The sequence below is a fragment of the Azospirillum sp. genome, assembly GCF_035628975.1.
Classification (GTDB): domain Bacteria; phylum Pseudomonadota; class Alphaproteobacteria; order Azospirillales; family Azospirillaceae; genus Azospirillum.
On the sequence record NZ_DASPIS010000136.1, the window covers coordinates 1 to 23,368 of the forward strand.

Annotated in this window: 20 protein-coding genes; 13 read left to right on the forward strand and 7 right to left on the reverse strand. The window is 68.2% G+C overall.

What is annotated here, in order from left to right:
• Nucleotides 1-378 precede the first annotated feature (378 nt).
• Nucleotides 379-2,256: a right-handed parallel beta-helix repeat-containing protein gene (locus VD964_RS27930; protein ID WP_324871698.1), complete on the reverse strand. Its 1,878-nt coding sequence runs from the start codon at nt 2,254-2,256 to the stop codon at nt 379-381.
• Between the two features lie 411 nt (nt 2,257-2,667).
• Here VD964_RS27930 and VD964_RS27935 point away from each other — a divergent pair, with 411 nt between their 5' ends.
• Nucleotides 2,668-3,282, forward strand: coding sequence for a cold-shock protein (locus VD964_RS27935; RefSeq protein ID WP_324871699.1), 615 nt, complete (start codon nt 2,668-2,670; stop codon nt 3,280-3,282).
• 78 nt (nt 3,283-3,360) lie between these two features.
• On the opposite strand, the gene VD964_RS27940 is transcribed toward VD964_RS27935, so the two are convergent.
• Genes VD964_RS27940 through VD964_RS27950 form a run of 3 tightly spaced genes read right to left on the reverse strand, consistent with a single transcriptional unit; the run spans nt 3,361 to nt 8,017 of the window.
• Entirely contained in the window at nt 3,361-5,073 is a 1,713-nt protein-coding gene (locus VD964_RS27940) for a ShlB/FhaC/HecB family hemolysin secretion/activation protein (protein ID WP_324871700.1), read from the reverse strand.
• Between the two features lie 48 nt (nt 5,074-5,121).
• Nucleotides 5,122-7,275, reverse strand: a complete 2,154-nt coding sequence (locus tag VD964_RS27945; protein WP_324871701.1) for an adenylate/guanylate cyclase domain-containing protein — start codon at nt 7,273-7,275, stop codon at nt 5,122-5,124.
• Between the two features lie 25 nt (nt 7,276-7,300).
• The gene (locus VD964_RS27950; protein ID WP_324871702.1) at nt 7,301-8,017 is read right to left on the reverse strand and encodes a hypothetical protein; all 717 of its coding nucleotides are present in this window, start codon (nt 8,015-8,017) and stop codon (nt 7,301-7,303) included.
• Between the two features lie 287 nt (nt 8,018-8,304).
• Between VD964_RS27950 and phoU the strand changes: the two genes are divergently transcribed.
• The 3 genes from phoU (at nt 8,305) to VD964_RS27965 (ending at nt 11,860) form a co-directional block, all read left to right on the forward strand.
• Nucleotides 8,305-9,090 carry a phosphate signaling complex protein PhoU gene (gene phoU / locus VD964_RS27955; protein WP_324871703.1) on the forward strand — a complete coding sequence of 262 codons (786 nt, stop codon included), beginning with the start codon at nt 8,305-8,307 and terminating at the stop codon, nt 9,088-9,090.
• Between the two features lie 221 nt (nt 9,091-9,311).
• Entirely contained in the window at nt 9,312-10,466 is a 1,155-nt protein-coding gene (locus tag VD964_RS27960; RefSeq protein WP_324871704.1) for an ATP phosphoribosyltransferase regulatory subunit, read from the forward strand.
• A gap of 101 nt (nt 10,467-10,567) precedes the next feature.
• On the forward strand, nt 10,568-11,860 hold the full coding sequence (locus VD964_RS27965) for an adenylosuccinate synthase (RefSeq protein ID WP_324871705.1): 1,293 nt from the start codon (nt 10,568-10,570) through the stop codon (nt 11,858-11,860).
• A gap of 90 nt (nt 11,861-11,950) precedes the next feature.
• On the opposite strand, the gene VD964_RS27970 is transcribed toward VD964_RS27965, so the two are convergent.
• Both VD964_RS27970 and VD964_RS27975 read right to left on the reverse strand, forming a co-directional pair.
• Nucleotides 11,951-12,655: an SDR family oxidoreductase gene (locus VD964_RS27970; protein WP_324871706.1), complete on the reverse strand. Its 705-nt coding sequence runs from the start codon at nt 12,653-12,655 to the stop codon at nt 11,951-11,953.
• A gap of 100 nt (nt 12,656-12,755) precedes the next feature.
• Nucleotides 12,756-13,208, reverse strand: coding sequence for an RrF2 family transcriptional regulator (locus VD964_RS27975; protein WP_149225602.1), 453 nt, complete (start codon nt 13,206-13,208; stop codon nt 12,756-12,758).
• Nucleotides 13,209-13,461: 253 nt separating this feature from the next.
• On the opposite strand from VD964_RS27975, the gene VD964_RS27980 reads away from it, so the two are divergent.
• Nucleotides 13,462-14,094 (forward strand): MBL fold metallo-hydrolase, encoded by a 633-nt coding sequence (locus VD964_RS27980; RefSeq protein ID WP_324871707.1) that lies wholly within the window; start codon nt 13,462-13,464, stop codon nt 14,092-14,094.
• Between the two features lie 30 nt (nt 14,095-14,124).
• On the opposite strand, the gene VD964_RS27985 is transcribed toward VD964_RS27980, so the two are convergent.
• Complete coding sequence (locus VD964_RS27985) at nt 14,125-14,301, reverse strand: hypothetical protein (RefSeq protein WP_324871708.1); 177 nt, start codon at nt 14,299-14,301, stop codon at nt 14,125-14,127.
• Between the two features lie 168 nt (nt 14,302-14,469).
• Between VD964_RS27985 and osmF the strand changes: the two genes are divergently transcribed.
• The 8 genes from osmF (at nt 14,470) to VD964_RS28025 (ending at nt 23,241) form a co-directional block, all read left to right on the forward strand.
• Complete coding sequence (gene osmF / locus VD964_RS27990) at nt 14,470-15,402, forward strand: glycine betaine ABC transporter substrate-binding protein OsmF (RefSeq protein ID WP_324871709.1); 933 nt, start codon at nt 14,470-14,472, stop codon at nt 15,400-15,402.
• A gap of 9 nt (nt 15,403-15,411) precedes the next feature.
• The gene (locus tag VD964_RS27995) at nt 15,412-16,605 is read left to right on the forward strand and encodes an ABC transporter permease (protein ID WP_324871710.1); all 1,194 of its coding nucleotides are present in this window, start codon (nt 15,412-15,414) and stop codon (nt 16,603-16,605) included.
• Nucleotides 16,602-17,561 (forward strand): ABC transporter ATP-binding protein, encoded by a 960-nt coding sequence (locus VD964_RS28000; protein ID WP_324871711.1) that lies wholly within the window; start codon nt 16,602-16,604, stop codon nt 17,559-17,561. The genes VD964_RS27995 and VD964_RS28000 overlap by 4 nt, the downstream gene beginning before the upstream one ends.
• Nucleotides 17,558-18,316 carry an ABC transporter permease gene (locus VD964_RS28005; protein WP_324871712.1) on the forward strand — a complete coding sequence of 253 codons (759 nt, stop codon included), beginning with the start codon at nt 17,558-17,560 and terminating at the stop codon, nt 18,314-18,316. The genes VD964_RS28000 and VD964_RS28005 overlap by 4 nt, the downstream gene beginning before the upstream one ends.
• 215 nt (nt 18,317-18,531) lie before the next feature.
• Nucleotides 18,532-19,488, forward strand: a complete 957-nt coding sequence (locus tag VD964_RS28010) for a thiamine pyrophosphate-dependent dehydrogenase E1 component subunit alpha (protein ID WP_324871713.1) — start codon at nt 18,532-18,534, stop codon at nt 19,486-19,488.
• Between the two features lie 16 nt (nt 19,489-19,504).
• Complete coding sequence (locus VD964_RS28015; RefSeq protein ID WP_324871714.1) at nt 19,505-20,464, forward strand: pyruvate dehydrogenase complex E1 component subunit beta; 960 nt, start codon at nt 19,505-19,507, stop codon at nt 20,462-20,464.
• Nucleotides 20,465-20,512: 48 nt separating this feature from the next.
• Nucleotides 20,513-21,001, forward strand: coding sequence for a cytochrome c (locus tag VD964_RS28020; protein WP_324871715.1), 489 nt, complete (start codon nt 20,513-20,515; stop codon nt 20,999-21,001).
• Between the two features lie 116 nt (nt 21,002-21,117).
• Entirely contained in the window at nt 21,118-23,241 is a 2,124-nt protein-coding gene (locus tag VD964_RS28025) for a 3-hydroxyacyl-CoA dehydrogenase NAD-binding domain-containing protein (RefSeq protein WP_324871716.1), read from the forward strand.
• The last annotated feature ends 127 nt before the right edge of the window (nt 23,242-23,368 follow it).

Sequence of the window (23,368 nt, forward strand, 5' to 3'; positions counted from 1 at the left end):
CTGCTCAAAAGATGCACAGACGATCCTCATTGTGCCGATCCCCTTCCGGGAACCCAACACCCCAAGGCCGCAACGGCTACCAACTGCCGCCGCCTGCGCATCCCTTCTCACAACACGGTATAAACTTGTCAAAGAACCCGCCCGATGCAGAAACCGAGAGCATCACCGAACCTCTGGGGTTCAAGTGACAAGCGCCGGTTTGTCGGGCTTCCCGTTTCGCGGTGCCGGTCGCTGCCGTTTCGGCGGCGCCGGCGTCGTTCGCGTCGGGAGGCGTCTTATATGCGGCCTCCCCCAAACCGCGCAAGCACTTTTTTCGGCAGGGTGACGTTTTTTTGACCGGACGGCGTCGGCGGTAAGCCGACGCCCCCTCGGCCTTGATCAGGCAGCGTGATCCCAGAACTGAGTCAGCGCGCTACTCGCATGATAGCCGTCCACACCCATCGACGACCAGCTGAGGTCGTGGATGCCATGGGATAGCGCCGCCGCATCTTCCTTCAGGGAGTAGTCGCCGCGGGCGCTGTCGGTGAAGCCAGGGTTGAACACGGCGTCGTTCGGCCCGTAAGCTCGCCCATTGGCGGCAAGGTTGCCGTCCATGGTGAGCCTGCCGGGGCTGAGGAGCTTCCAATATTGCTCGATCGGCATGTCGCCGGCAGCCAGATTGTTGATCACCGTATTGTCGTGCGGGCGCGCCTCGTCGCCTGCCTTCGGAACCCATTCCAGGCGGATGAAGGCATCCTGCGGACGGCTGGCGACGCCGAAATTGTTCTCCAGCAGATTGTTGTCGCCGCCGTGGACGTAGATGCCGCCCCAGGCGAAGCCCTTCACGAAATTGTCGCGCACGATCACGCCGCTGGTCAGATCGTCGAGCGAGATGCCCCAGCCCTTGTGATCGGTCAGCCAGTTTCCCTTGCCGTCGGTGGCGAGCCCGCCGGTGTCAACGATCTCGTTCCCGCGGATGACGGAGCCCATGTCGGCAGCGGAGCGGCCGAGCATTTCGATACCGCCGCCGTCGGCGGTCTCCTGCCCGACATGATGGATCTTGTTGAACTCGACGATGTTCTTGCGGTTCAGCTGCCCGTCGTCCCATTCCTTGAACGAGACGCCGTAGCGCGGGGCATCGGTGATGTCGTTGTGGCTGACCAACGTGTTGCTGCTGCCGGCAGCACCGATGCCGGCCCCGCCCTTGTTGATCTGGCCGATATGCTCGATGGTGTTGGCGTAGATGCGGTTGCCGTTGGCGGCGTGGATCATCGATACGCCATCTCCGCCGAGATGTTCCATATGGTTGCCGGCGATGCGGCTGTTGTCCGTCCCATCGAGCGAGACCGCGGTGCCGACATTGACGAAGTGGTTGCCGCCCACCGAATTGCCTTGGCCGCCCTGCATCGAGATCGCCGCCCCGTCATAACGGGCATCGGAGAAGGTCAGCCCTTCGATGCTGAGGTTGCTGGCATTGCTGGTCTTGATCAGCGAACCGAGCCGGGCGACCACGACGCCGTCGGACTGGAAGCTGCCGGGGTCCTCGGGCTTCACCACCAGCTTGCCATCGCTGGCGCGCCAGCCGAATTCTCCGGCGTCGCGGATCAGCGAGGCGTCGTTCATCACCCGGTAGGTGCCGCCAGTGCGCAGCCCATAGGAAGCCGCGTCGTCGAGCGTAACCGTGTGATGGTACTGGTCGATCGACTTCACATGCGAGATGTCGTCCTTCAACCTTTCCGTGTCGAGTGTCTGGACGACCAGACCCGCGTGGGGCTTCAGGCCCGATGGGATGTCCCCGGCGGAGAAGTTGAAGCTGGTCTTGCTGGCGCCCGTGGAGTTGGCCTTCAGCACGTGCCAGCCGCTGGTCGCCGGGTGGGCCGGGTCGAAGTTGCCGGTCTGGGCCGCATGCTGACGGACGCCGCCGATGCTGACGTCCAGGCCGCTGGCCGATGAGAGCTTGGCCGAATAGAGGCCTTTGCCCTCGCTGGCAAAGCCGGTCACCCGTTCCCCGCCGCTCAGCACCGGCGTCTCGCTTTTGTAGGCGAGGAAGCTGTGGCCGCTGTCGCGGGCATCAAGGGTCAGCGTCTTGTCAAGGCGATAGGTGCCGCCGCGGACATAGGCAGTGTCGATATCGCTGGACCGCATGGCGTCGCGTGCCTTCTCGAGGCTGGCGAAGGGGCCGTCGGTGCGGTCGGCGTTGGGAGCGGCGAGCCGCCCGGACCAGCTGTCATTGCCCTTGGTGGACACGAAGAAAGCGGTCTGGTCGGTGGTCGGCATCAATTAATCCTCCGTTCTGATGGAGGCATGAGTCGAATTTTTTAGTTAAAATTTTATTTACGAGCTCAGTACCTCTGACGGACAGGTGCACTCTGCAAGATCGGTTTCTTGTACCCCGTTACCCTATTCAAAATTGGAGCGATTCATGTTCGGTTTTGTTTGCGATGATCAACCATGGTGATCGCCCAAACATCCTACCCGGGGATTCCCGTTGTACGTGTGCCTATGCACGGCCAGCCTCCGGTGTCCATCGCGGATGCATTACAGGGCATCACCGCGCTGGTCATTTTCTGGAATTTTATGATAAGCTTGTGCCCGCCGGGGTCTTGTTCTTGGTCATTCAGCGGAGCCGCGCCCAGTTCAGCGTCAGGACCGCCCGCCCCGGCCTACAGGACGTGAAAGGGACCTGTCTTGAGCGAAGAGTTGAAGAACGTCACCGCGACGAACGTCACCGCGACGGTAAAGTGGTTCAAGCCGGAAAAGGGTTTTGGGTTCGTCCGCCTTGCCGATGGGTCCGGCGAGGCCTTCTTGCACGCTTCGGTCCTGGCTGCCGCCTCCCTGCCCAACCCGGTCGAGGGCACGACGGTCGTCTGCGATCTGGCCCAGGGCGCCAAGGGTCCCCAGGTCGTCGCCATCCACTCCGCGACACCGCCGGAAACCCCGCCGGCGCCGCGGGCCCGCAACCAGCGTCCGCCTCGCCCCACCGCCTCGGCCATCCAGCCGTCAGCCCAGCCCGAGGATGGCGGCGAGCCTCTCGTCCGTGCGCCCAAGCCGCAGCGCGAACGCCGCGAGCGTCAAGTCGAGCCCGCCGGGCCCGCCACCATGGCCTACGGCACCGTGCGCTGGTACAACCTGGACAGCCAGTCCGGCCTGATCGAACCGTGGGAAGACGGGGCGACCGTTTATTTCGACCGCGCCACCCTGCGTCAGTCCGGCCTGGACATCGTCGCCGACGGCGAAGACGTACGGTATCTGGCCGTCGGGTCGGAAGATGCACCGGTCGCGCAGCGCGTCGAACTGATCTGACGGCGAGCAACTGCCGGAAAGCAATGCCGTGCGGAGAGCCTGACGGGCCCTCCGTGCGGCTATTTGTGTTTGTTTCGATCAGAACCGTGTCGACAGGGTGAAGAAAACACGTGGGAAACGGTCCTGCGTACTGAAGGGCGTGGTGATGAAGGGCTTCGCCACCTCCACGCTGCCGTCGATCCGCCGGAACACGCCGAAGCGCAGGCCGACGCCAGCCGAGGCGAGAGAGCGGCGGCCATGGCGCGTGCCGCCTTCATAATTGTAGACCGCACCATAGTCGCCGAAACCATAGGCGACGGCGTAATCCAGCCCCTCCTCCTGCACCGGCAGGACATATTGCAGCTCCGCCCGGCCGGCGAAGCCGCTGTCGCCGGTGAGTTCCGACGGGTCGAAGGCACGGCCGTACTGCTTGCCGCCCACGCCGTATTCCTCCGACGACAGCAATTGATCGGGGCTGTATTGCGCTTCGCCGGACAGCGCCAGGATCAGCGAATCGTCCAGAGGCTGGTTGCGCTGGGCCGAGACCAGCAGCTTGCGGAAATCGCTGCGCCCACCGCTGCGCGTCAGATTGGCGCTGCCGGAGGAGGTGGAGTTCAGGATGTCCAGGCCCTTGGACAGCTCCGCCGTCAGCAGGTTCGTGCCGCCCCACCCGTCGGCGAAGTCGTAGGAGACATTGGCGGCGACGATGCGCAGCCGGTCCTGCGAAAGCTTGTCACCGAGCGCATCGGTGCGGCTGTCGCGGATGGTGAAGCTGACGCCGGCCCGCAGGGTCTGCGCCCGGCTGCGGATGAAGGGATGCGCCACCGCGATGCGGGCGGAACTCGTCAGGCTGTAAAGCTCCAGCGGACGCACGCTGTCACCCGGTTCCGACCAGGAGCGGCGGGCGCCATACTCGATGGTCGTGCCTTCGGCATCCACCGGCACCAGCTGGCTGACGTCGAAGAAACGCAATTCGCGAATCTGCGGTGTGACGATGCCCTGGGCGGTGGTGCGCTCGAACAGACCGAGTTGATCTTCGACGCTGGCGACGCCGGTCAGTTGCATCGGCCCGACCGAGCGGGTGCCCCGGTTGTCGAGCGACAGGAAACCGTTGAAGGGCGTGCGCTCCAGGGCCAGCGTCAGGCGCGAGGCGCCGGGAGTGTCGGGAGAAGCCTCCAACACCGTCTTCACCGCCACGCCGGGGAGATCGTCGGCCAGCAGGACGTAGCGTTCCATGTCCGCCATGCGCAGCGGGCGGGAGGCCCTGATCTTCTCCCCCATCCGGCGCAGCAGGTCCAGCCGGTCGGATGCCTCGCCCTGGACCACCACGTCGCTGACATAGCCCTCCACCACCTGCAGGCGGACGATGCCGTCGCGGATGCGCTGGGCCGGCACCACCGCCTGCGACAGCACATAGCCGTCGTTGCGATAGCGCGCGGTGATCGCGTCGCGGATGGCGTAGAGGTCGGCAAGCGTCACCGGCTTGCCCAGCTTGTCGCGCCACAGGGTAGACAGGCTGTCGGCGTCATAGACGCTGTTGCCGTCGATGCGGATCTCGCTGAGCGTCAGCGTGATGCGCTCGGCGTCGCGGGGCGGCGGAGCCTTTTCCGGCTCCGGCATCTCGAGTTCCGGGACGGACTGCGGCACGATCGGACGCTCGAAGCGCTGCTCCAGCCGGTTGGGGTCGAGCGAAGGCGGCAGAACCGGCGGAACCGACTGCGCCAGCACCGGCAGCGGAACGGCGGCGCCGGCCAGCAGCAGGGCGGACAGGCGGGCAAGGCGCAGGGCGGAACAGGGAACGGAACGGGGCATGGCGGAGATCGCGGTCCTGGGAAGGGCTGCTTCAGGGCTGATTGAAAGCTACTTGTCGGTGAGCGCGGTCACGCCGGCCCAGCTGGGTTCGGCGGGATGGCCGACGCGCTTTTCCGCCTTGTGCAGCATCGCCAACGCGGCGCCGTCGCCGGCCACCAACGCGCGGAAGCCGGATGCCGCCGCCTCGAAGCGGCCGGCGCGCCAATGGTCGAGAGCCGCGGCGTAGGCGGCGCGCTGGGCGCGGTCCTCCGGATCGGCGCGGCGGGCCTCGGAGAGCGGCTCGAACACCTCGACCGGTTCGCTGCGGCCGACCACCTGAACGATGTCGAGGGCGCGGAAGGCCTCCGGATCGCCATGGTGCCGCACGGTCTCGCCGCTGACCATCAGAGCGGTGTTGTAGTATTTGTTGGCCCCTTCAAGGCGGGAGGCCAGGTTCACCGTGTCGCCCATCACCGTATAGTTGAAGCGGCGGGGCGAGCCGATGTTGCCGATCAGCGCCGGACCGGTGGCGATGCCGATGCGGTTGGAGCCGCGCCCGCTGGAGGTCGCCAGCAAGGTCGGGTCGTCGGCCATCGCCTGACGCATCGCCAGCGCCGCCGACACCGCGGCGCGGGCGTGGTTGTCGATGGCATAAGGGGCGCCGAACACCGCCAGCACCGCATCGCCGATGTATTTGTCGACGAAGCCGCCATGCGCCTCGATGATGTCGGTCATCACGGTGAAATAGCGGTTCAGCACCGTGACCAGGGCTTCCGGCTCCATCCCCTCCGACATCTTGGTGAAGCCGGCGATGTCGCAGAACAGGATCGACAGGTCGCGCTCCTCGCCGCCCAGGCTTGGCGACTGGCCCGATGCGATCATGTCGTCGATGAGGGAGCCCGGCAGATAGAGCTTGAAGGCGTTGCGGATGCGCCGCTGGTCGCGGTCCAGCACGGCGAAGCGGAAGCCGAGCGCCAGCGGGAAGACCAGCACCGCCGCCAGCGTTGCCTGCAGATAAGGCAGGACCAGACCGGCTTGGAACAGCTCGACCGCCACGCCGCTCCAGCCCGCCAGCAGCAGGATCAGGCCCGCGGCGGCCACCGGCGGGCGGGCGGCCAGCGTCGCCAGGGCGGCGAGCCCGGCCAGCAGCAGGACCAGCGCCGCGGAGATCGGCTTTCCCACCTCGGCCAGCGCATCGCCGGTCATCAGATTGGAAATGGCGGCGGCGTGGATGTAGACGCCGGGGATGCTGTCGCGGGTGCGGCCGGCGACATACAGGTCGCTCATCACCGGCAGGGCGCAGCGTTCGGGCAGGTTCAGCCCCTCCGGTTTCGTCACCCAGCGGTTGGAGGAGAGCTTGCGGTCCTCCACGTCCAACACCGTGCCGACCATCACCGCCTTGCCCTTGAAATGCTTGGCGAAATAGTCGGACTTGCCGGCCTCGGCGCAAGCGTGCAGGTCGGCCAGCGAATAGGTCGGGATGGCGCCGGGCGCCGTGGCGTGGTTGACCAGCAGGCGGTTGCCCTCCCCGCCCGGCAGCCGGTAGCCGCCAAGCGTGGCGGAGCCGTCCGCCCCCCGTTCCAGCGGCGCCTTCAGCGCGCGGGACGCCACCTCCACCGCCATGCCCGGCTCGTCCTTCGGCTTGCCGCCCTGTTCGCCATTGGCAGGACCGGTCACGGCCAACGTCAGCGGCACGCGGCGCAGCACGCCGTCCGGATCCTCGACCAGATTGACCGAACGGACGTTGTTGACCCCGGCGGCGATCATATAGCCGCGGTAGGGCATCAGCGGGTCGCTCTGGTGCTGCACCTTGGCCAGAACCAGCCGGCCGTCCTTGCCGCCGCGGCGCAGGGTCAGCAGATAGTCGCGCTCGAAGCCGGGGATCAGCGTCTCGACCGAGGTCGGATGGACAAGGTCGAGGCCGATGGCCGCCGCCCCGCCGTCCAGCATCGCCCCCAGCACGGTGCCCAGCCGCGGCCCCCACAGCGCCTGCGGCGTGCCGGCGAAGGGCGGGCGGCGGTAGGTCTCCTCGTCGATGCCGACCACGACCACCGGCGACGGGTCGGGCGCCGGCCGCGGGCCGTGCAGATGCTCGCGCAGCCAATAGAGGCTGTCGATCGACGGTCCCTGCAGGGATGGGGAGGCTGCCAGTGCCAGAAGCCCGGCGAGGACCGGTGCGACGGCGCCGAGCAGGACCAGCCTCACGCGCCGGGGCAGTTTCATCGTCGGCAGCCTCACGTCCGGCCGGTCAGAAACGGATCAGGCGGCCGAGAGCCGGGCCGCCGCCGGCGACCGCCTTGTCGTCGATCTTGACGACGAAGGACTTCTGCCCGGCCGAGACCTTGTAGAGGCCGCCGGGTTCCAGCCCGGTGCCCTGCTTGGCGGTGTCCAGCGTCGTGCCGGGAACGTTGACCGTGGTCAGCGCGATGCCCTGCATGTCCAGCCGGTCGATGGTGACCGGACCGGGAGCGGACAGGATCAGCACCGGATGGGTCTTGAACAGCGTGAGGTCCGGCTTGGGCAGCGGCGCCTTCATGCCCGGCAGGGCGATGGGCGCGCTGCGGAAGACGGTCACCCCCGCCTTGCCCGCCTCGTTCGAGGCCAGCAGAAGCTTGCCGCCGTCGCAGGGCAGCGTGTGGCGGTCAATGGTTCCGCCCTGCACCGCCGACTCGCGGGCACCGACCGTCACCGAACCGCCGGTGATCGTCTCGTTCACGCAGGATTCCAGATAGCTCAGCGTCAGCGTCTGGCCAGGCTTCAGCGCCAATGTGCGGCCGGCCGCCAGATAATCCATCGGCTGCACGCCGTCGACGCCGTCCGACACATCCTCCACCAGCGCGGTGGGAGAGGCACCGGCGGCGGCAGCAGGGGCCGGATCGGCGGCGAGTGCAGCCGGAGATGCGGCCAGCAGCAGCAGGGCACCGGCGGCAAGCGCGCGGGCGGGCATCTGGAACGCGACGGACATGGAAACGGCCTCCCGGTCAATGCAACGGGGCATACCTGTTGCGGACGGATTCAATATGGCTGTGTACCCTTTAGCGAAGTTACCGAGTTACTTCAAATTCAATACGTCGGCCCGACATCCCATTGCCAGTAAAGCCGGCCCTACAACCGGCGCGAGATTGTCATAAATTCGCAATGAACCCGCCATTCCGGAGTCATCAGCCAACGTTATTGTACGCGTCCCGCGCCCAGGCGACCGATCCGGTCGCGGCGGTCGGGACGGGCATCAAAGGGGCGTCGCGACCGATCATGGGCACCGAACACATCGTCCGCTCCTTCGCGCAGGAACTCCAGCGCCTGTCGAACCTTGTGACCCAGATGGGCGGCGTGGCCGAGGCGCAGGTGGAGGCCGCGGTGAAGGCGGTATCGCGCCGCGACGTCGGGCTGGCCTCCCAGGTGATGCAGGCCGACGCCCGGCTCGACGCCTATGAGCGCGACATCGACGCGGAAGCGGTGCGGCTGCTCGCCCTGCGACAGCCGATGGCCCAGGACCTGCGCGAGATCGTGTCGGCCCTGAAGGTCTCCGCCGATCTCGAACGCATCGGCGACTATGCCGCCAACGTCGCCAAGCGGTCGCTGGCGTTGGCCCAGGTGCCGGTGGTGCGTCCGGCCGCCGGCATCCCGCGCATGGGCCGGCTGGTCGAAGCCATCCTGAAAGAGGTTCTGGACGCCTATATCGAGCGCGACGTGGACAAGGCCATCGCCGCCTGGGAACGCGACGAGGAGCTGGACGACCTCTACACCAGCCTGTTCCGCGAGGTCCTGACCTATATGATGGAGGATCCGCGCAACATCACGCCCTGCACGCATCTGCTGTTCATGGCGAAGAACCTGGAGCGCATCGGCGACCACGCCACCAACATCGCCGAGATCATCCATTTCCTGGTGGTCGGCACCCCGCTGACCGTCGTGCGGCGGAAGAACGACGGCAGCAGCTTCGCCGTGGTGTCGCCGGCGATGGCGTCCGCCGGCCGGCCGGAAACGGACCTGCCGGGCGTGCTGGATGACGAGTCCGGACCGGCGGACGCCGGCTGACCGCAACATTCCCCACGATATCCGCAGCGACACTTTGTCCGGCGAAAGCCGGCGAATTCCCGCGGCTTTCCTTATCCGCACCACCTGCGCAGGGGAGATACCGCCGAAGTGCGGGGCTTTTCCGTTTGCATGCGGCGCGGGTGTCGGGTATTAGCCCGCCCCGTGTGTCCGACATTCGCCGCGGCACCCTGTTCCCTGCCTGAAACGAGACGACGCTGGTCATGCCCGCCGACGCATTGAGTTCCGCCCTGCTCCCCGCCGGACTGCACGACGTGCTGCCGTCCGAAGCGGCGCACGAGGCGGCCGCCGTCGAACGCCTGCTGGCGGAATTCGCCGCGCAGGGCTACCGCCGCGTCGATCCGCCGCTGGTGGAATTCGAGGAGAACCTGCTCTCCGGACCCGGTGCGGCGATGTCCAAGCAGACCTTCCGGCTGATGGACCCGCATTCCCAGCGGATGATGGCGGTGCGTGCCGACATCACCCCGCAGATCGCCCGCATCGCCACCACCCGCCTGAAGAACGAGGCACGGCCGCTGCGCCTGTGCTACGCCGGGCAGGTGCTGCGGGTAAAGGGGTCGCAGCTGCGCCCCGAACGCCAGTTCACCCAGGTCGGCGTCGAGCTGATCGGCGCGCTCGAGGCGGAGGCGGATGCCGAGGTGGTCCTGCTCGCCGTACAGGCGCTGACCGCCATCGGCGTGCCGCACCTGTCGGTCGATCTCTGCGTTCCCACCATGGTGTCGCGCATCTGCGCCGGGCTCGGCCTCGGCGAGGACGAGATCCGGCAGCTGCGTTCCGCGCTCGACCGCAAGGATGCCGCTGCGGTGGCCGCCGTCGGCGGACCGGCGGCGACGCTGCTGGAATCGCTGATGAGCGCGTCGGGTCCTGCCGACCGCGCCATGCAGGCGCTGGCTGCCCTGCCGCTGCCGGAGGGGGCCGAAAAGGACCGCCGCCGGCTGACCGATACGCTCGCCCTGCTGCGCGCGGCGATGCCCGACCTGACGGTGACCGTCGATCTGGTCGAGCATCGCGGTTTCGAATACCAGACCGGCCTCAGCTTCACCCTGTTCTCCCGCGCGGCGGGCGAACTCGGCCAGGGCGGGCGCTACCGCGCCGGCGCCCAGGGCGAAGACCGCGGGGAGCCGGCGACCGGCTTCACGCTCTATATGGATACGCTGCTGCGCGCGGTTCCCGCCGCCAAGGCGCCGGGGCGCGTGTATGTGCCGCACGGCACCGGCTGGGAATCGGCGTGCCGGCTGCGGGCCGAGGGTTGGGTTACGGTGGCCGGGCTCGCCCCGGTGGCCGATGCGATCGCCGAGGCCAAGCGGCTTCAGTGCGGCCATTGGCTGGCCGGCGGAGACGTCAAGCCGGTCGGATGATCCGGTTTTAGGATGAACGGACCCCCACGCCGCGCGGATGGTGCCCTGCGGCGGATCGGGCGGTCGAGCGGTTCCTTATCGAAGTTTTGCGGAGACGAGAGATGGCCAACGTTGCGGTGGTCGGCGCCCAGTGGGGCGACGAGGGCAAGGGCAAGATCGTCGACTGGCTGTCCAGCCGGGCCGATGTGGTGGTGCGCTTCCAGGGCGGTCACAACGCCGGCCACACGCTGGTGATCAACGGCGTCGAATACAAGCTGAGCCTGCTGCCGTCCGGCGTGGTGCGCCAGAGCAAGCTGTCGGTCATCGGCAACGGCGTCGTGTTCGACCCGTGGGCCTTCATCCGCGAAGTCAACGCGATCAAGGACAAGGGCGTCTCCGTCACGCCGGAGAACCTGATCGTCGCCGAGAACGTGCCCCTGATCCTTCCGGTGCACAGCGCGCTGGACAAGGCGCGCGAAGAGGCCAAGGGCGCCGGCAAGATCGGCACCACCGGCCGCGGCATCGGCCCGGCCTATGAGGACAAGGTGGCGCGCCGCGCCATCCGCCTGTGCGACCTGACCGACGACGCCGTGCTGGTGGAGAAGGTCGACGCCCTGCTGGCCCACCACAACGCCCTGTTCCGCGCGCTGGGCGCGCCGGAGATGACCCCGGCCGACATCCTGGACCCGTTGCGCGAAATCGCGCCGCAGGTGCTGCCCTACGCCGCCGTCGTCTGGAAGCAGCTGGACGAACTGCGCCGCGCCGGCAAGCGCATCCTGTTCGAAGGCGCCCAGGGCACGATGCTGGACATCGACCACGGCACCTATCCGTATGTCACCTCCTCCAACACGGTGGCCGGCAACGCCGCCGCCGGCAGCGGCATGGGTCCGCGCGCCGTCGGCTATGTGCTGGGCATCTGCAAGGCCTACACCACCCGCGTCGGCTCCGGTCCCTTCCCGACCGAGCTGAAGGACGAGATCGGCGAACTGATCGGCCAGAAGGGCAAGGAGTTCGGTGTCGTCACCGGGCGCAAGCGCCGTTGCGGCTGGTTCGACGCCGTCATGGTCCGCCAGGCGATCAAGACCGGCGGCATCGACGGCATCGCCCTGACCAAGCTGGACGTGCTGGACGGCTTCGACGAGATCAAGGTCTGCGTCGGCTATCGCCTGGACGGCAAGGAGCTGGACTACTACCCGTCCAACGCCGGCGCCCAGGCCCGCGTCGAGCCGATCTACGAGACCTTCGAAGGCTGGAAGGACACCACCCGCGGCGCCCGCTCCTGGGCGGAGCTGCCGGCCCAGGCGGTCAAGTATGTCCGCCACATCGAGGAGCTGATCCAGGCCCCGGTCGCCCTGCTGTCGACCAGCCCGGAACGCGACGACACCATCCTGATGACGGACCCGTTCGCCGACTGAGGCGGCGCCGACTGAGTTGACGGGGAATTCCCAAGAAGGAAGGGCCGGCGCTTTGCCGGCCCTTTTTCGTATCAAAAAGGCCCGGACCGCTCAAACCGCCCGGGTGAGGCCGCCGTCGACCCGGATGTTCTGACCGGTGATGTAGCCGCCTCCCGCCGACGCCAGGAAGGCCACCGTTGCCGCTATCTCGTCGCTGCTGCCGTAACGCTGCATCGGCACGCTCTCGCGGCGCTCCTCGGTCGCCGGCAGGCTGTCGATCCAGCCGGGCAGGACGTTGTTCATCCGCACATTGTCCGCCGCGTACTGGTCGGCGAAGATCTTGGTGTAGGCGGCCAGACCGGCCCGCGCGACGGCCGAGGTCGGGAACATGGCGCTCGGCTCGAATGCCCAGGCGGTGGAGATGTTGACGATGGAGCCCGACTTCTGCGCCACCATGATCGGCGCCACCAGCCGGACCGCCCGCACGACGTTGAGGAAATAGACGTCCAGCCCGCGGTGCCAGTCCTCGTCGCTGATCTCCAGCAGCGGCCCGCGCGGACCATGCCCGGCGCTGTTGACCAGCGCGTCGATGCGGCCCCAGCGCTCCATCGCGGCGTCGACCAACCGCTTCAGGTCGTCGTTGGACTGGTTCGACCCGGTCACCCCGATACCGCCCAACTCTTCGGCCAGCGCCTCGCCCTTGCCGGAGGAGGACAGGATCGCGACCTTGAACCCGTCGGCCGCCAAGCGGCGCGCGGAGGCCGCCCCCATGCCGCTGCCCCCGGCCGTGACGACGGCCACCTTCTCTCCAGACATCCCGAACCCTCCTGAAGCCATGTTGGTCCCGCCAACCATAGGGGCGCGGGAACATCGCCTCAAACGCGATTTCTGGATGGGAGGCCGGAGGCCCGCAGCGTCAGATGTCGAAGTTGGCGGCGATGTTGCCGGTGGACTGGCGATGGCGCAGCGCGTCGGCCAGCGTCTGGTTGTCGAGCACGGCGGCGGTGGCGTCGCGGACCTGAACCATCAGCCAGCGGACCGAGCAGGTCGCCGTGTCGATGCAGTCCTCGCATGGCCGGAAGGAGGCCTTGCTGGCGCAGGGAATCGGGGCCAGATGGCCGTCGATCAGGCGAATCACCTCACCGAAGGTGATCTGCGCCGCCGGCCGGGCCAGCCGGTATCCGCCGCTCTTGCCACGCTTGGCGAACAGCAGTCCTTCCTTGCGCAACTCCACCAGGATCGCTTCCAGGAATTTGCGCGGGATGTTCTCGCGCTCGGCGATGTCGGCGATCAGGATCAGATCGCCATTGTCCTTCTCCGCCAGCATGATCAGGGCACGCAACGCGTATTTGGCTTTCTGCGACAGCATTCCGGCGGAGTCCGTATTATTTGCGGCGCGGTTGGTGGGACCGCACCGATCTAAAGCTTCGGTGGTTAACATTTGGTGCCGGCCCGGTATTCCACCCAAAGGCGTGACACCCGGCCGGACTTGCGGACCTTAGCCAGAATCGCCGCCCAATGCGACCGGCTTTGCGCGAATGGTTTGCGACGGCCGCCGCAGGCGCGTTAAGGTCGCGCGGCCTCCGTCGACCCGTTACCCAAGAAGCGCAGAAGGACAGGACATGCAGTACGCCATCGTTCCGGTCACCCCGTTCCAGCAGAACTGCACGGTGCTCTGGTGCCCCGAGACGATGAAGGGGGCCGCCATCGATCCGGGCGGTGACCTGGACCGCATTCTGGCCGCCGCGAAGGCCAAGGGCGTGACGCTGGAGAAGATCCTGGTCACCCATGGGCACATCGACCATGCCGGCGCCGTCGCCGATCTGGCCGACAAGCTGTCCCTGCCGATCGAGGGACCGCACCGCGATGATCGGTTCTGGATCGACGGCATGCCGATGCAGAGCCAGATGTTCGGTTTTCCGCCCGTCCGCTCGTTCACGCCCAACCGCTGGCTGGCGGAGTGCGACACGGTGACCGTCGGCAACCAGACGCTGGAGGTCCGCCACTGCCCCGGCCACACCCCCGGCCATGTGGTGTTCGTCCATCGGCCGTCGAAGCTCGCCATCGTCGGCGACGTGCTGTTCCAGGGCTCTATCGGCCGCACCGATTTCCCCAAGGGCAACTACGCCGACCTGATCGCGTCCATCCGCGACAAGCTGTTCCCCTATGGCGACGACATCGCCTTCATCCCCGGCCACGGCCCGATGTCCAGCTTCGGGGAGGAGCGGCTGTACAATCCGTTCCTGAACGACTGAGGCGGAGAGCTAACTTCGCAAGACTCCCCCTCACCCATCACGCCCCGACCCGCCCTTCTTGCCGCCGCCGTCCTGCTTGTTGACGGTGGCCCAGGCGCGCCGCTCAGCCTCGTCGCGGGACACGCCGCGCTTTTCGTAACCTTCTTCGATATGCTCGGCCTTGCGCTTCTGCTTGTCGGTGTATTTTTCCTTGTCGCCCTGGGACATCCGATCCTCCTGTCGCAATTTCCCGCTCAACAGCATCGACTGATGGAAGGTTCCTCACCGGATTAGGCTGAATTTCATATCCGGGACCGGACAGTCGGAAAGCGCGTCTTGCCGTGAGCGCGGCCGTCGCCCATCCTTTTCCCAAAGCTTACCGGGGGAGGATCAGGGGTGTTCACACTGTTCAACAGGGGCCGTGCCGTGATGGGTGCGGCGGCGCTTGCGCTGGGCCTGATCGCCGGGGCGGCGCAGGCGGCGGATGCGGTGCGCGTCGGCTCCAAGCTGGATGCGGAAAGCGGACTGCTCGGCACCATGATCCTGCAGATGCTGCAGGCCAACGGCATCCCGACGGAAAACAAGATCCAGCTCGGCCCGACCAAGATCGTGCGCGGCGCGCTGCTGTCGGGCGAGATCGACGTCTATCCCGAATACACCGGCAACGGCGCCTTCTTCTTCAATGTGGACAGCGATCCGGTCTGGAAGAATGCCGGCGCCGGCTATGAGAAGATCCGGCAGATGGACCAGGAGAAGAACGGCATCGTCTGGCTGAAGCCGGCCCCCGCCAACAACACCTGGGCGCTGGCCGTCCGCCGCGACGTGGCCGACGCAAACAAGCTGAAGACGATGGAGGATTTCGCCAAGTGGGTCTCCGGCGGCGGCAAGGCGAAGGTCGCCGCCTCGGCCGAGTTCGTGGAGAGCCCGGCCGCCCTGCCCTCCTTCCAGCAGACCTACGGCTTCGCGCTGAAGCCTGACCAGATGCTGATCCTGGCCGGCGGCGATACCGCCGCGACCATCCGCGCGGCGGCGGAGCAGACCTCCGGCGTCAACACCGCCATGGTCTACGGCACCGACGGCGCCATCGCCGCCCTGGACCTCGTGGTACTGGCCGACACCAAGGGCGCGCAGATGGTGTATGAGCCGGCACCGACCGTCCGCGCCGCGGTGCTGTCGGCGAACCCCAAGATCGCCGACCTGCTGAACCCGGTCTTCGCCAGCCTGAATGCGGAAACGCTGCGGGGCCTGAACGCCAAGATCTCGGTGGACGGACAGGACCAGAAGCAGGTCGCCACCGACTACCTGAAGTCCAAGGGCTTCCTGAAGTAAGCCGGTGACGTGACCTTCCGCCTTCCCAGCCGCCTTCCCCTGCACAACCGCGTCGCCCTGCTCATGGCGCTGGCCGCGGCGGTCGCCGCCGTTGCCCTGCCCTTCCTGGGCTTCGCGCCCAACCGGCTGCTGTCCGGCCGGCCGGTGCCGCTGTGGGCGGCGGTGCAGGGTCTGGGCGGCCTCGCCATCCTGCCGGGGCTGGTCCTGCTGGCAACCCCGTTCCTGCGGCCGACGCGCGTCGGGCTCGGCCTGACCGTGGCGGCGGGGGGGCTGTTCGCAGCCGGGTTGGTCTGGCTGGCGGGACATCACGCGACCGCCCTGGCGCAGGGGGCCTCGGCGGCGGCGCGCACCTCCTTCGCCTCCGGCTTTTGGGTGATGGCGGCGGCGGGGCTGCTGGCGGCGGTCGATGCGGCGCGGCGGATGGGGCTTGGTGCCGTCGGCCGGCTGGCGGTAGGCGGTGCGGTTGCCGGATTGGTGGCAGTGCAACTGGCGACCGGCCATCTCGACGCGCTGTCGATCCTCAAGGAATACGCCAACCGCCGCGACGTCTTCGCCGACGCCGTGCTGCGCCACGCCACGCTGGTCGCGGCGGCGCTGGTGCCGACGCTGCTGGTCGGCATTCCGCTGGGCGTGGCGGCGCACCGCGTGGAGGCGGTCGGGCGCGCGGTGTTCCCGGTGCTGAACGTCGTGCAGACGGTGCCGTCCATTGCCCTGTTCGGGCTGCTCATGGCGCCGCTGGCCGCACTCGGCGCCCTGCTGCCGGGCTTCGGGATCAGCGGGGTCGGGCCGCTGCCGGCGGTGATCGCGCTGACGCTCTATTCGCTGCTGCCCATCGTCCGCAACACCGCGGTCGGTCTCGACGGAGTGCCCGCCCCGGTGCGGGAGGCGGCGCGCGGCATGGGGCTGACGCCGCGCCAGATCTTCCTGCGCGTCGACCTGCCGCTGGCCTTGCCGGTCTTCCTGTCGGGCCTGCGCATCACCGTCGTGCAGGCGGTCGGGCTGGCGGCGGTGGCGGCGCTGATCGGTGCCGGGGGGCTGGGCGCCATCATGTTCCAGGGGCTTTTCGCCAACGCGCTGGACCTTGTGCTGCTGGGGGCCGTTCCCGTCATCCTGCTGGCGGTGGCGGCGGACGCCCTGCTGTCCATCGGCATCGCCGCCGCCACCAGCCACATCGGCCTTTCGCCGGGAAGGAGTGCGCCATGATCGACTTCGAGCGCGTGACCAAGCGCTTCGGCTCCTGGACGGCGGTGGACACCGTGTCCTTCACCGTGGCGGAAGGCGAGTTCCGGGTGCTGATCGGCCCGTCCGGCTCCGGCAAATCGACGGTGCTGCGCATGATCAACCGCCTGATCCCGGCGGATGAGGGCGCGATCCGCATCGACGGCGAGGACATCGCCTCCCTGAGGCCGGAGGAACTGCGCCGCCGCATGGGCTACGTCATCCAGTCGGTCGGCCTCTTCCCGCATTGGACGGTGGAGCGCAACATCGCCACCGTCCCCGCCTTGCTCGGCTGGCCCAAGGCGCGCATCCGCGACCGGGTGACGGAACTGCTGGAACTGCTGAACCTCGACCCGCGCCGCTACCGCTCCGCCTATCCGCACCAGTTGTCCGGCGGGCAGCAGCAGCGCGTCGGCGTCGCTCGCGCTCTGGCGGCGGAGCCGCGCATCCTGCTGATGGACGAGCCGTTCAGCGCGCTCGATCCCATCACACGCGCCAGCCTGCAGGCGGAACTGTCGGCCATCCACCGCCGCACCGGCACCACCGTGGTCTTCGTCACCCACGACATGGACGAGGCCTTGCGGCTGGGCGACAGCATCGCGGTGATGGACCATGGCCGCCTGATCCAGTGCGCCACCCCGCTGGAGATCCTGACCCGCCCGGCCAGCCCGCTGGTGCGCGACCTCGTGGGGCGGGAGGAATGGGGGTTGAAGCGGCTGGCGGTGGAGACGGCCGGCGACCGCGCCCGCCCGCAGGAACGCGTTGGCGGCGAACCGCTGCCGTCGGAAACCCCGCTTCACCGCGCCCTGTCGGAAATGGTCTCCCGCGGGGCCGAACGGCTGCCGGTGGTGGACGGCGACGGCCAGCCGGCCGGGGTGCTGCACCTGTCCGACCTCGTCCGTCCCACGTCCGATGGAACCTTGCCGGACCGGGCGGCATGACAGTCGCCGGCATGGCCCCGCGGGAGTTCCTGACCGACCGGCTGATGCTGGGGCTGGTGGCGCTGGTGGCGCTGGTGCTGGGCATGCCGTCGCTGAAGCCTCTGTTCGCCACGCTCTATCCCGGCCTCGACCGCCCACTCTACGAGGCGGAAAGCTTCGTCCGCCTGACGCTGGACCATATGATGCTGGTCGGCCTCTCCAGCCTCGCCGCCATCCTGCTGGGCGGCGGGGCTGGCATCGCGGTCACGCGCCCCTGGGGGCGGGAGTTCCGCGGCCTTCTGGAAACCGTCGCCACCATGGGCCAGACCTTCCCGCCGGTGGCGGTGCTGGCGCTGGCCGTGCCGGTGATGGGCTTCGGCCCGGAACCGGCGTTGATCGCGCTGACGCTCTACGCCCTGCTGCCGGTGGTGGAGAACACGGTCGCCGGGCTGGACGGCGTATCGCCTGCGGTACTGGACTCCGCCCGCGGCCTCGGCATGGGAGCGGCGGAGGTGCTGTTCAAGGTGGAGTTGCCGCTGGCCGCCCCGGTGATCGTGGCCGGCGTGCGCACCGCCGTCATCATCAATGTCGGCACCGCCGCCATCGCCTCCACCGTCGGGGCCAAGACCCTCGGCCTTCCCATCATCGTCGGGCTGAACGGTTCCAACCAAGCCTACGTCATCCAGGGCGCTTTGATCGTTGCCGCACTTGCGGTGGTGATCGATGCCGGGTTCGACCGGCTGGCCGGATGGCTGACACGCTGGTCGCGGTGCTGAAAAAATCGATATAATTCAGATAATTATATCGACCGAGACACTTAATGATCTTTTAGCATTCCGGTAAGAAACAGTTAGTACCCGAAGTTCGATTAGCATGCCTATGGTCGTTTCCGAACACGGACCGTTCGGAATGCAACATCGCGGCAGGCCTTGCCGCTTGCGCAAAGAAGAATCCCCGCATCCGACCGGTCTCCGAATTCAGGGAGACCACCATGAGCATTCATCCACTGGACCCCGTCCAGGCCCTGGAACGCATGATGCTGATCCGGGCCTATGAAGAGACGCTGATCGACCTGCATGGCCGCGGACGTGCCGCCGGCACCTGCACCTCTGTGGGACAGGAGGCGCCGGCCGTCGGTGTCGTATCCGCACTGACCGCCGACGACCTGATCCTCACCAATCACCGCAGCGCCGGCCATCTGCTGGCCCGCGGCGCCGATCCCGGCCGCATGCTGGCGGAGGTGATGGGCAAGCGCGACGGCTATTGCGGCGGCAAGAGCGGGTCGCTGCACATCTCCGCCAAGGATCTGGGCGTCGTGCTGACCTCCACCATCGTCGGCGGCGAGCTGGCGCTGGCGACCGGTGTCGGGCTGTCGCGCAGCATGCTGAACAAGCCGGGCATCGTCGTCTGCTTCTTCGGCGACGGCGCCGCCACCGAAGGGCGTTTCCAGGAATCGCTGAACCTCGCCGCGGTGTGGAAGCTGCCGATCCTCTATGTCTGCGAAAACAACCAGTGGCAGGCCTTCGTCCACCGCAAGGAAACCATGCTGGCCGACGGCATCGCCGGCCATGCCGCGGCCCTGGGGGTGGAGAGCGCCGTGGTCGACGGCAACGACCCGCTGGCGATGTTCGACGCCGCCTGCACCGCCATCGACAGCATCCGCCGCACCGGCAAGCCCTTCCTGCTGGAAGCGATGACCTACCGCCTGCGCGGCCATTTCGAGCCCGACGACCAGACCTATGTCGACCGGACCGAACTGGCCCATTGGCGCGACCGCGACCCGATCCTGCGCCTTCGGGCAAAGCTTGAACGTGAAGGCCGCCTGAGCGCCGACGCCGTCGTCGCCATCGAATCCCGCGTCCGCGCGACGATGGAGGCCGCGACCACCTTCGCCGACGCCAGCCCCTATCCGGGCTCCGACGCCCTGACCACCGACGTCTACGCCTGAGCGGAGGCCAGCCACCATGACCACCATGACCGTCAACGACGCGATCTCCGCCGCCCTGGCCGAGGAGATGCAGCGCGACCCCACCGTGATGATCTTCGGCGAAGGCGTCGCCACCAAGCGCCGCGACCTGCTGGAGCGGTTCGGCGCCGCCCGCGTCCGCAACACCCCGCTGGCGGAGGGCATCATCGCCGGCACCGCCGCCGGGGCCGCCGCCACCGGCCTGCGCCCGGTGGTGGACCTGCTGTTCGCGCCCTTCCTCTGCTACGCCATGGACGAGATCGTCAACAGCGCCGGCAAGCTGCGCTACATCTCCGGCGGACAGTTCAGCTTCCCGATGGTGGTGCTGGCGATGACCGGCGCCGGCTGGGGCGTCGGCGCCCAGCACAACCACAATGTGGAGAGCTGGTTCGTCCACAGCCCCGGCCTGAAGATCGTCATGCCCTCCACCGCCGCCGACTTCAAGGGGCTGATGAAGTCGGCGATCCGCGACGATAACCCGGTGCTGGTCTTCGCCGACATCGCGCTCGGCTACAGCACCGGCGAGGTGCCGGAGGAGGCCGACGCCATCCCGCTGGGCAAGGCGGCGGTGCGGCGCGAGGGTCGCGACGTGACGCTGGTGTCCTACGCCAAGACGGTCGGCACCTGCATGGCCGCCGCCGACACGCTCGCCGCCGCGGGCATCGACGCCGAGGTGATCGACCTGCGCAGCCTGAAGCCGCTGGACGAGGCCGCCATCCTGCGCTCCGTCGCCAAGACCGGCCGTCTGGTCGTGGTGCATGAGGCGAGCCGCCTGTGCGGCGTCGGCGCGGAGATCGCGGCGCTGGTGGCGGAAAAGGCCTTCGCCAGCCTGCGCGCCCCGGTTCTGCGCCTGACCGGCCCCGACGCCCCGGCCCCGGCGAGCTTCCCGCTGGAGCAGGCCTTCGTCCCGCAGGCCGACGCCATCGTCGCCGCCGTCCGCTCGCAGATGGGCGGCTGACGCAGCGCCAGATTGCCCGCGATATCCCTTTCCCCGGAGCACACCCCGATGATCCGTCAAACCCTGTCCGCCCTGCTTCTTTCCGCGACCCTCGCAAGTCCTGCCTTTGCCGACGACGCGGTCGCCCGCGGCAAGTATCTCGTCACCGTGATCAGCTGCGGCGACTGCCACACGCCGGGCCATCTGCTGGGCAAACCGGACCTCGCCCGCGCGCTGAGCGGCTCGGATGTCGGGTTCGAGATCCCCGGCCTCGGCGTTTTCCACGGCTCCAACCTGACCCCCGACAAGGAAACCGGGATCGGCAACTGGTCGGAGGAGCAGATCGTCACCGCCATCCGCACCGGCAAGCGTCCGGACGGGCGCATGCTGGCGCCGGCCATGCCTTGGATGTCCTTCGCCGCGCTCAGCGACGAGGACGCCCGCGCCATCGCCGTCTATCTGAAAAGTCTGCCCCCGGTCGCCAACAAGGTCGCCGGCCCCTTCGGTGCGACCGACAAGCCGTCGGGCTTCGTCATGCGGATCTCGGCCCCGCAATGACAGCAAATTTCGTACGACAAAACTATATTCCGAAAACTTGAAATCTGCAGATCGTCTGCTAGACTGACCGTCAGTGGGCCGACGCGCCCTGATTCAAGGCTTTTCGGAGAGCGCCGATGCCGTCACCGGCCCAGACTGAAGCGGTTCCGTCCAATCCTGTCCAGTACGCGCGCCAGGGGCGCGTCGGCGTGATCACCGTGGACTATCCGCCGGTGAACGCCGTCGGCCATGGCGTGCGCAGCGGGCTGGTGGCGGCACTGGATGCGGGGTTGGCCGATGCGGAGGCGGAGGTGCTTCTGCTCGTCTGCGCCGGCCGCACCTTCATGGCCGGGGCGGACATCCGGGAGTTCGGCAAGCCGTCCGCACCGCCGACCCTGCCGGAGGTGATCGCCCGCCTCGACGCCGCGTCCAAGCCGGTGATCGCCGCCATCCACGGCACGGCGCTCGGCGGCGGGCTGGAGGTGGCGCTGGCCTGCCACGTCCGCATCGCGCTGAATTCGGCCAGGCTCGGCCTGCCGGAGGTGAAGCTGGGCCTGCTGCCCGGGGCCGGCGGCACCCAGCGGCTGCCGCGGCTGGTCGGCGCGGCCAAGGCGCTGGACATGATCCTGTCCGGCGATCCGGTGGGCGCGGAGGAGGCGCTGGCGATCGGTCTCGTCGATGCGGTGGAGAACGGCAATTTGCCGTTGGAGGCCGGCCTGCGCGCCGCCGGCCGGCTGCTGGCGGACGGGGGGATGCCGCAGCCGGTCAGCGCCCGCACCGACCGCATCGCCGGCACCGACCCCGCCCTGTTCACGGCGAAGCGGGCCGAACTGGCGAAGCGTCAGCCGCACCTGTTTTCTCCCCACCGGATCGTCGATGCGGTGGAGGCCGCCGTCACCCTGCCCTTCGCCGAAGGCACGGCGCGCGAGCGGGATCTGTTCCTTGCCTGCATGGACTCGCCCCAGCGCGCCGGCCTGATCCACGCCTTCTTCGCGGAGCGCGAGGTGGCGAAGGTCCCCAGCCTGCCCGCCGGCACGCCGACGCGCGACATCCGCAAGGTGGGCGTGATCGGGGCCGGCACCATGGGCGGCGGCATCGCCATGTGCTTCGCCAATGCCGGCATTCCGGTGGTTCTGGTCGACAGCGCGCAGGAGGCGCTCGACCGCGGCATCGCCGCCATTCGCAGCAACTACGAATCCACCGCCCGCAAGGGCCGGCTGACCGCCGCGCAGGTGGAGGAGCGGATGGGGCTGATCCACCCCACCCTGTCCTACAACGACCTCGCCGACGCCGATCTGGTGGTGGAGGCGGCGTTCGAGAGCATGGAGGTCAAGCAGACCATCTTCCGGACGCTGGACGAGAGCTGCAAACCCGGCGCGATCCTCGCCACCAACACCTCGACGCTGGATGTCGACGCCATCGCCGCGGCGACCGGCCGGCCGCAGGACGTGCTGGGCATGCATTTCTTCAGCCCGGCTAACGTCATGCGCCTGCTGGAGGTGGTGCGCGGCGCCCGGACCTCCGACACCGTTTTGGCGACGGTCATGGGGCTGGCGCGTCGGATCGGCAAGGTGGGCGTGGCGGTCGGCGTCTGCTACGGCTTCGTCGGCAACCGCATCCTGCACCAGCGCGGGCGCGAGTCGATGGCGCTGGTCGAGGAGGGCGCCAGCCCCGAGCAGGTCGACCGCGTGCTGACGGAGTTCGGCTTCCCACTCGGCCATTTCTCGATGACCGACCTTGCCGGCATCGACGTCGGCTGGCGCATCCGCGAGGAGCGCCGCAAGGCCGGCGATCCCGAGGCGCAGGCGCCCAACTGGCTGGACGTGCTGGCCGAACGTGGCCGTTACGGCCAGAAGGCCTCCGCCGGAGTCTACCGCTACGAACCCGGCAGCCGCACTCCCATTCCCGATCCGGAGGTGGCGGCGGTGATCGACGAGGACCGCCGCCGCCGCGGCATCACCCCGCGCGCCGTCAGCGACGAGGAGGTCCGCGAACGCTGTCTCTACGCCATGGTCAACGAGGCCGCCAAGATCCTGGAGGAAGGCATCGCCGCAAGGCCGGTCGACATCGACGCCATCTGGCTGCACGGCTACGGCTTTCCGTCCTGGCGCGGCGGCCTGCTGTTCTGGGCCGACCGCGAGGGGCTGGGCAAAATCGCCGCAGCCGTGCAGCGTTACCACCGCGACATCGGCGGACCGCAATGGCGCCCCTCCGCTTTGCTGCTGCAACGGGCGGCGGACGGACAGCCGATCGGATGCTGAATCCGGAATATGGATTACAGCTCCGAAACTAGTTTGCGTTACCGATTGTTAGGAATCTTCCCTATACTCTTCCCACGGAGCCGCTCCACCGGCCCCCACCCGTCCCCCCAGGCGGCGGAACCGGCGG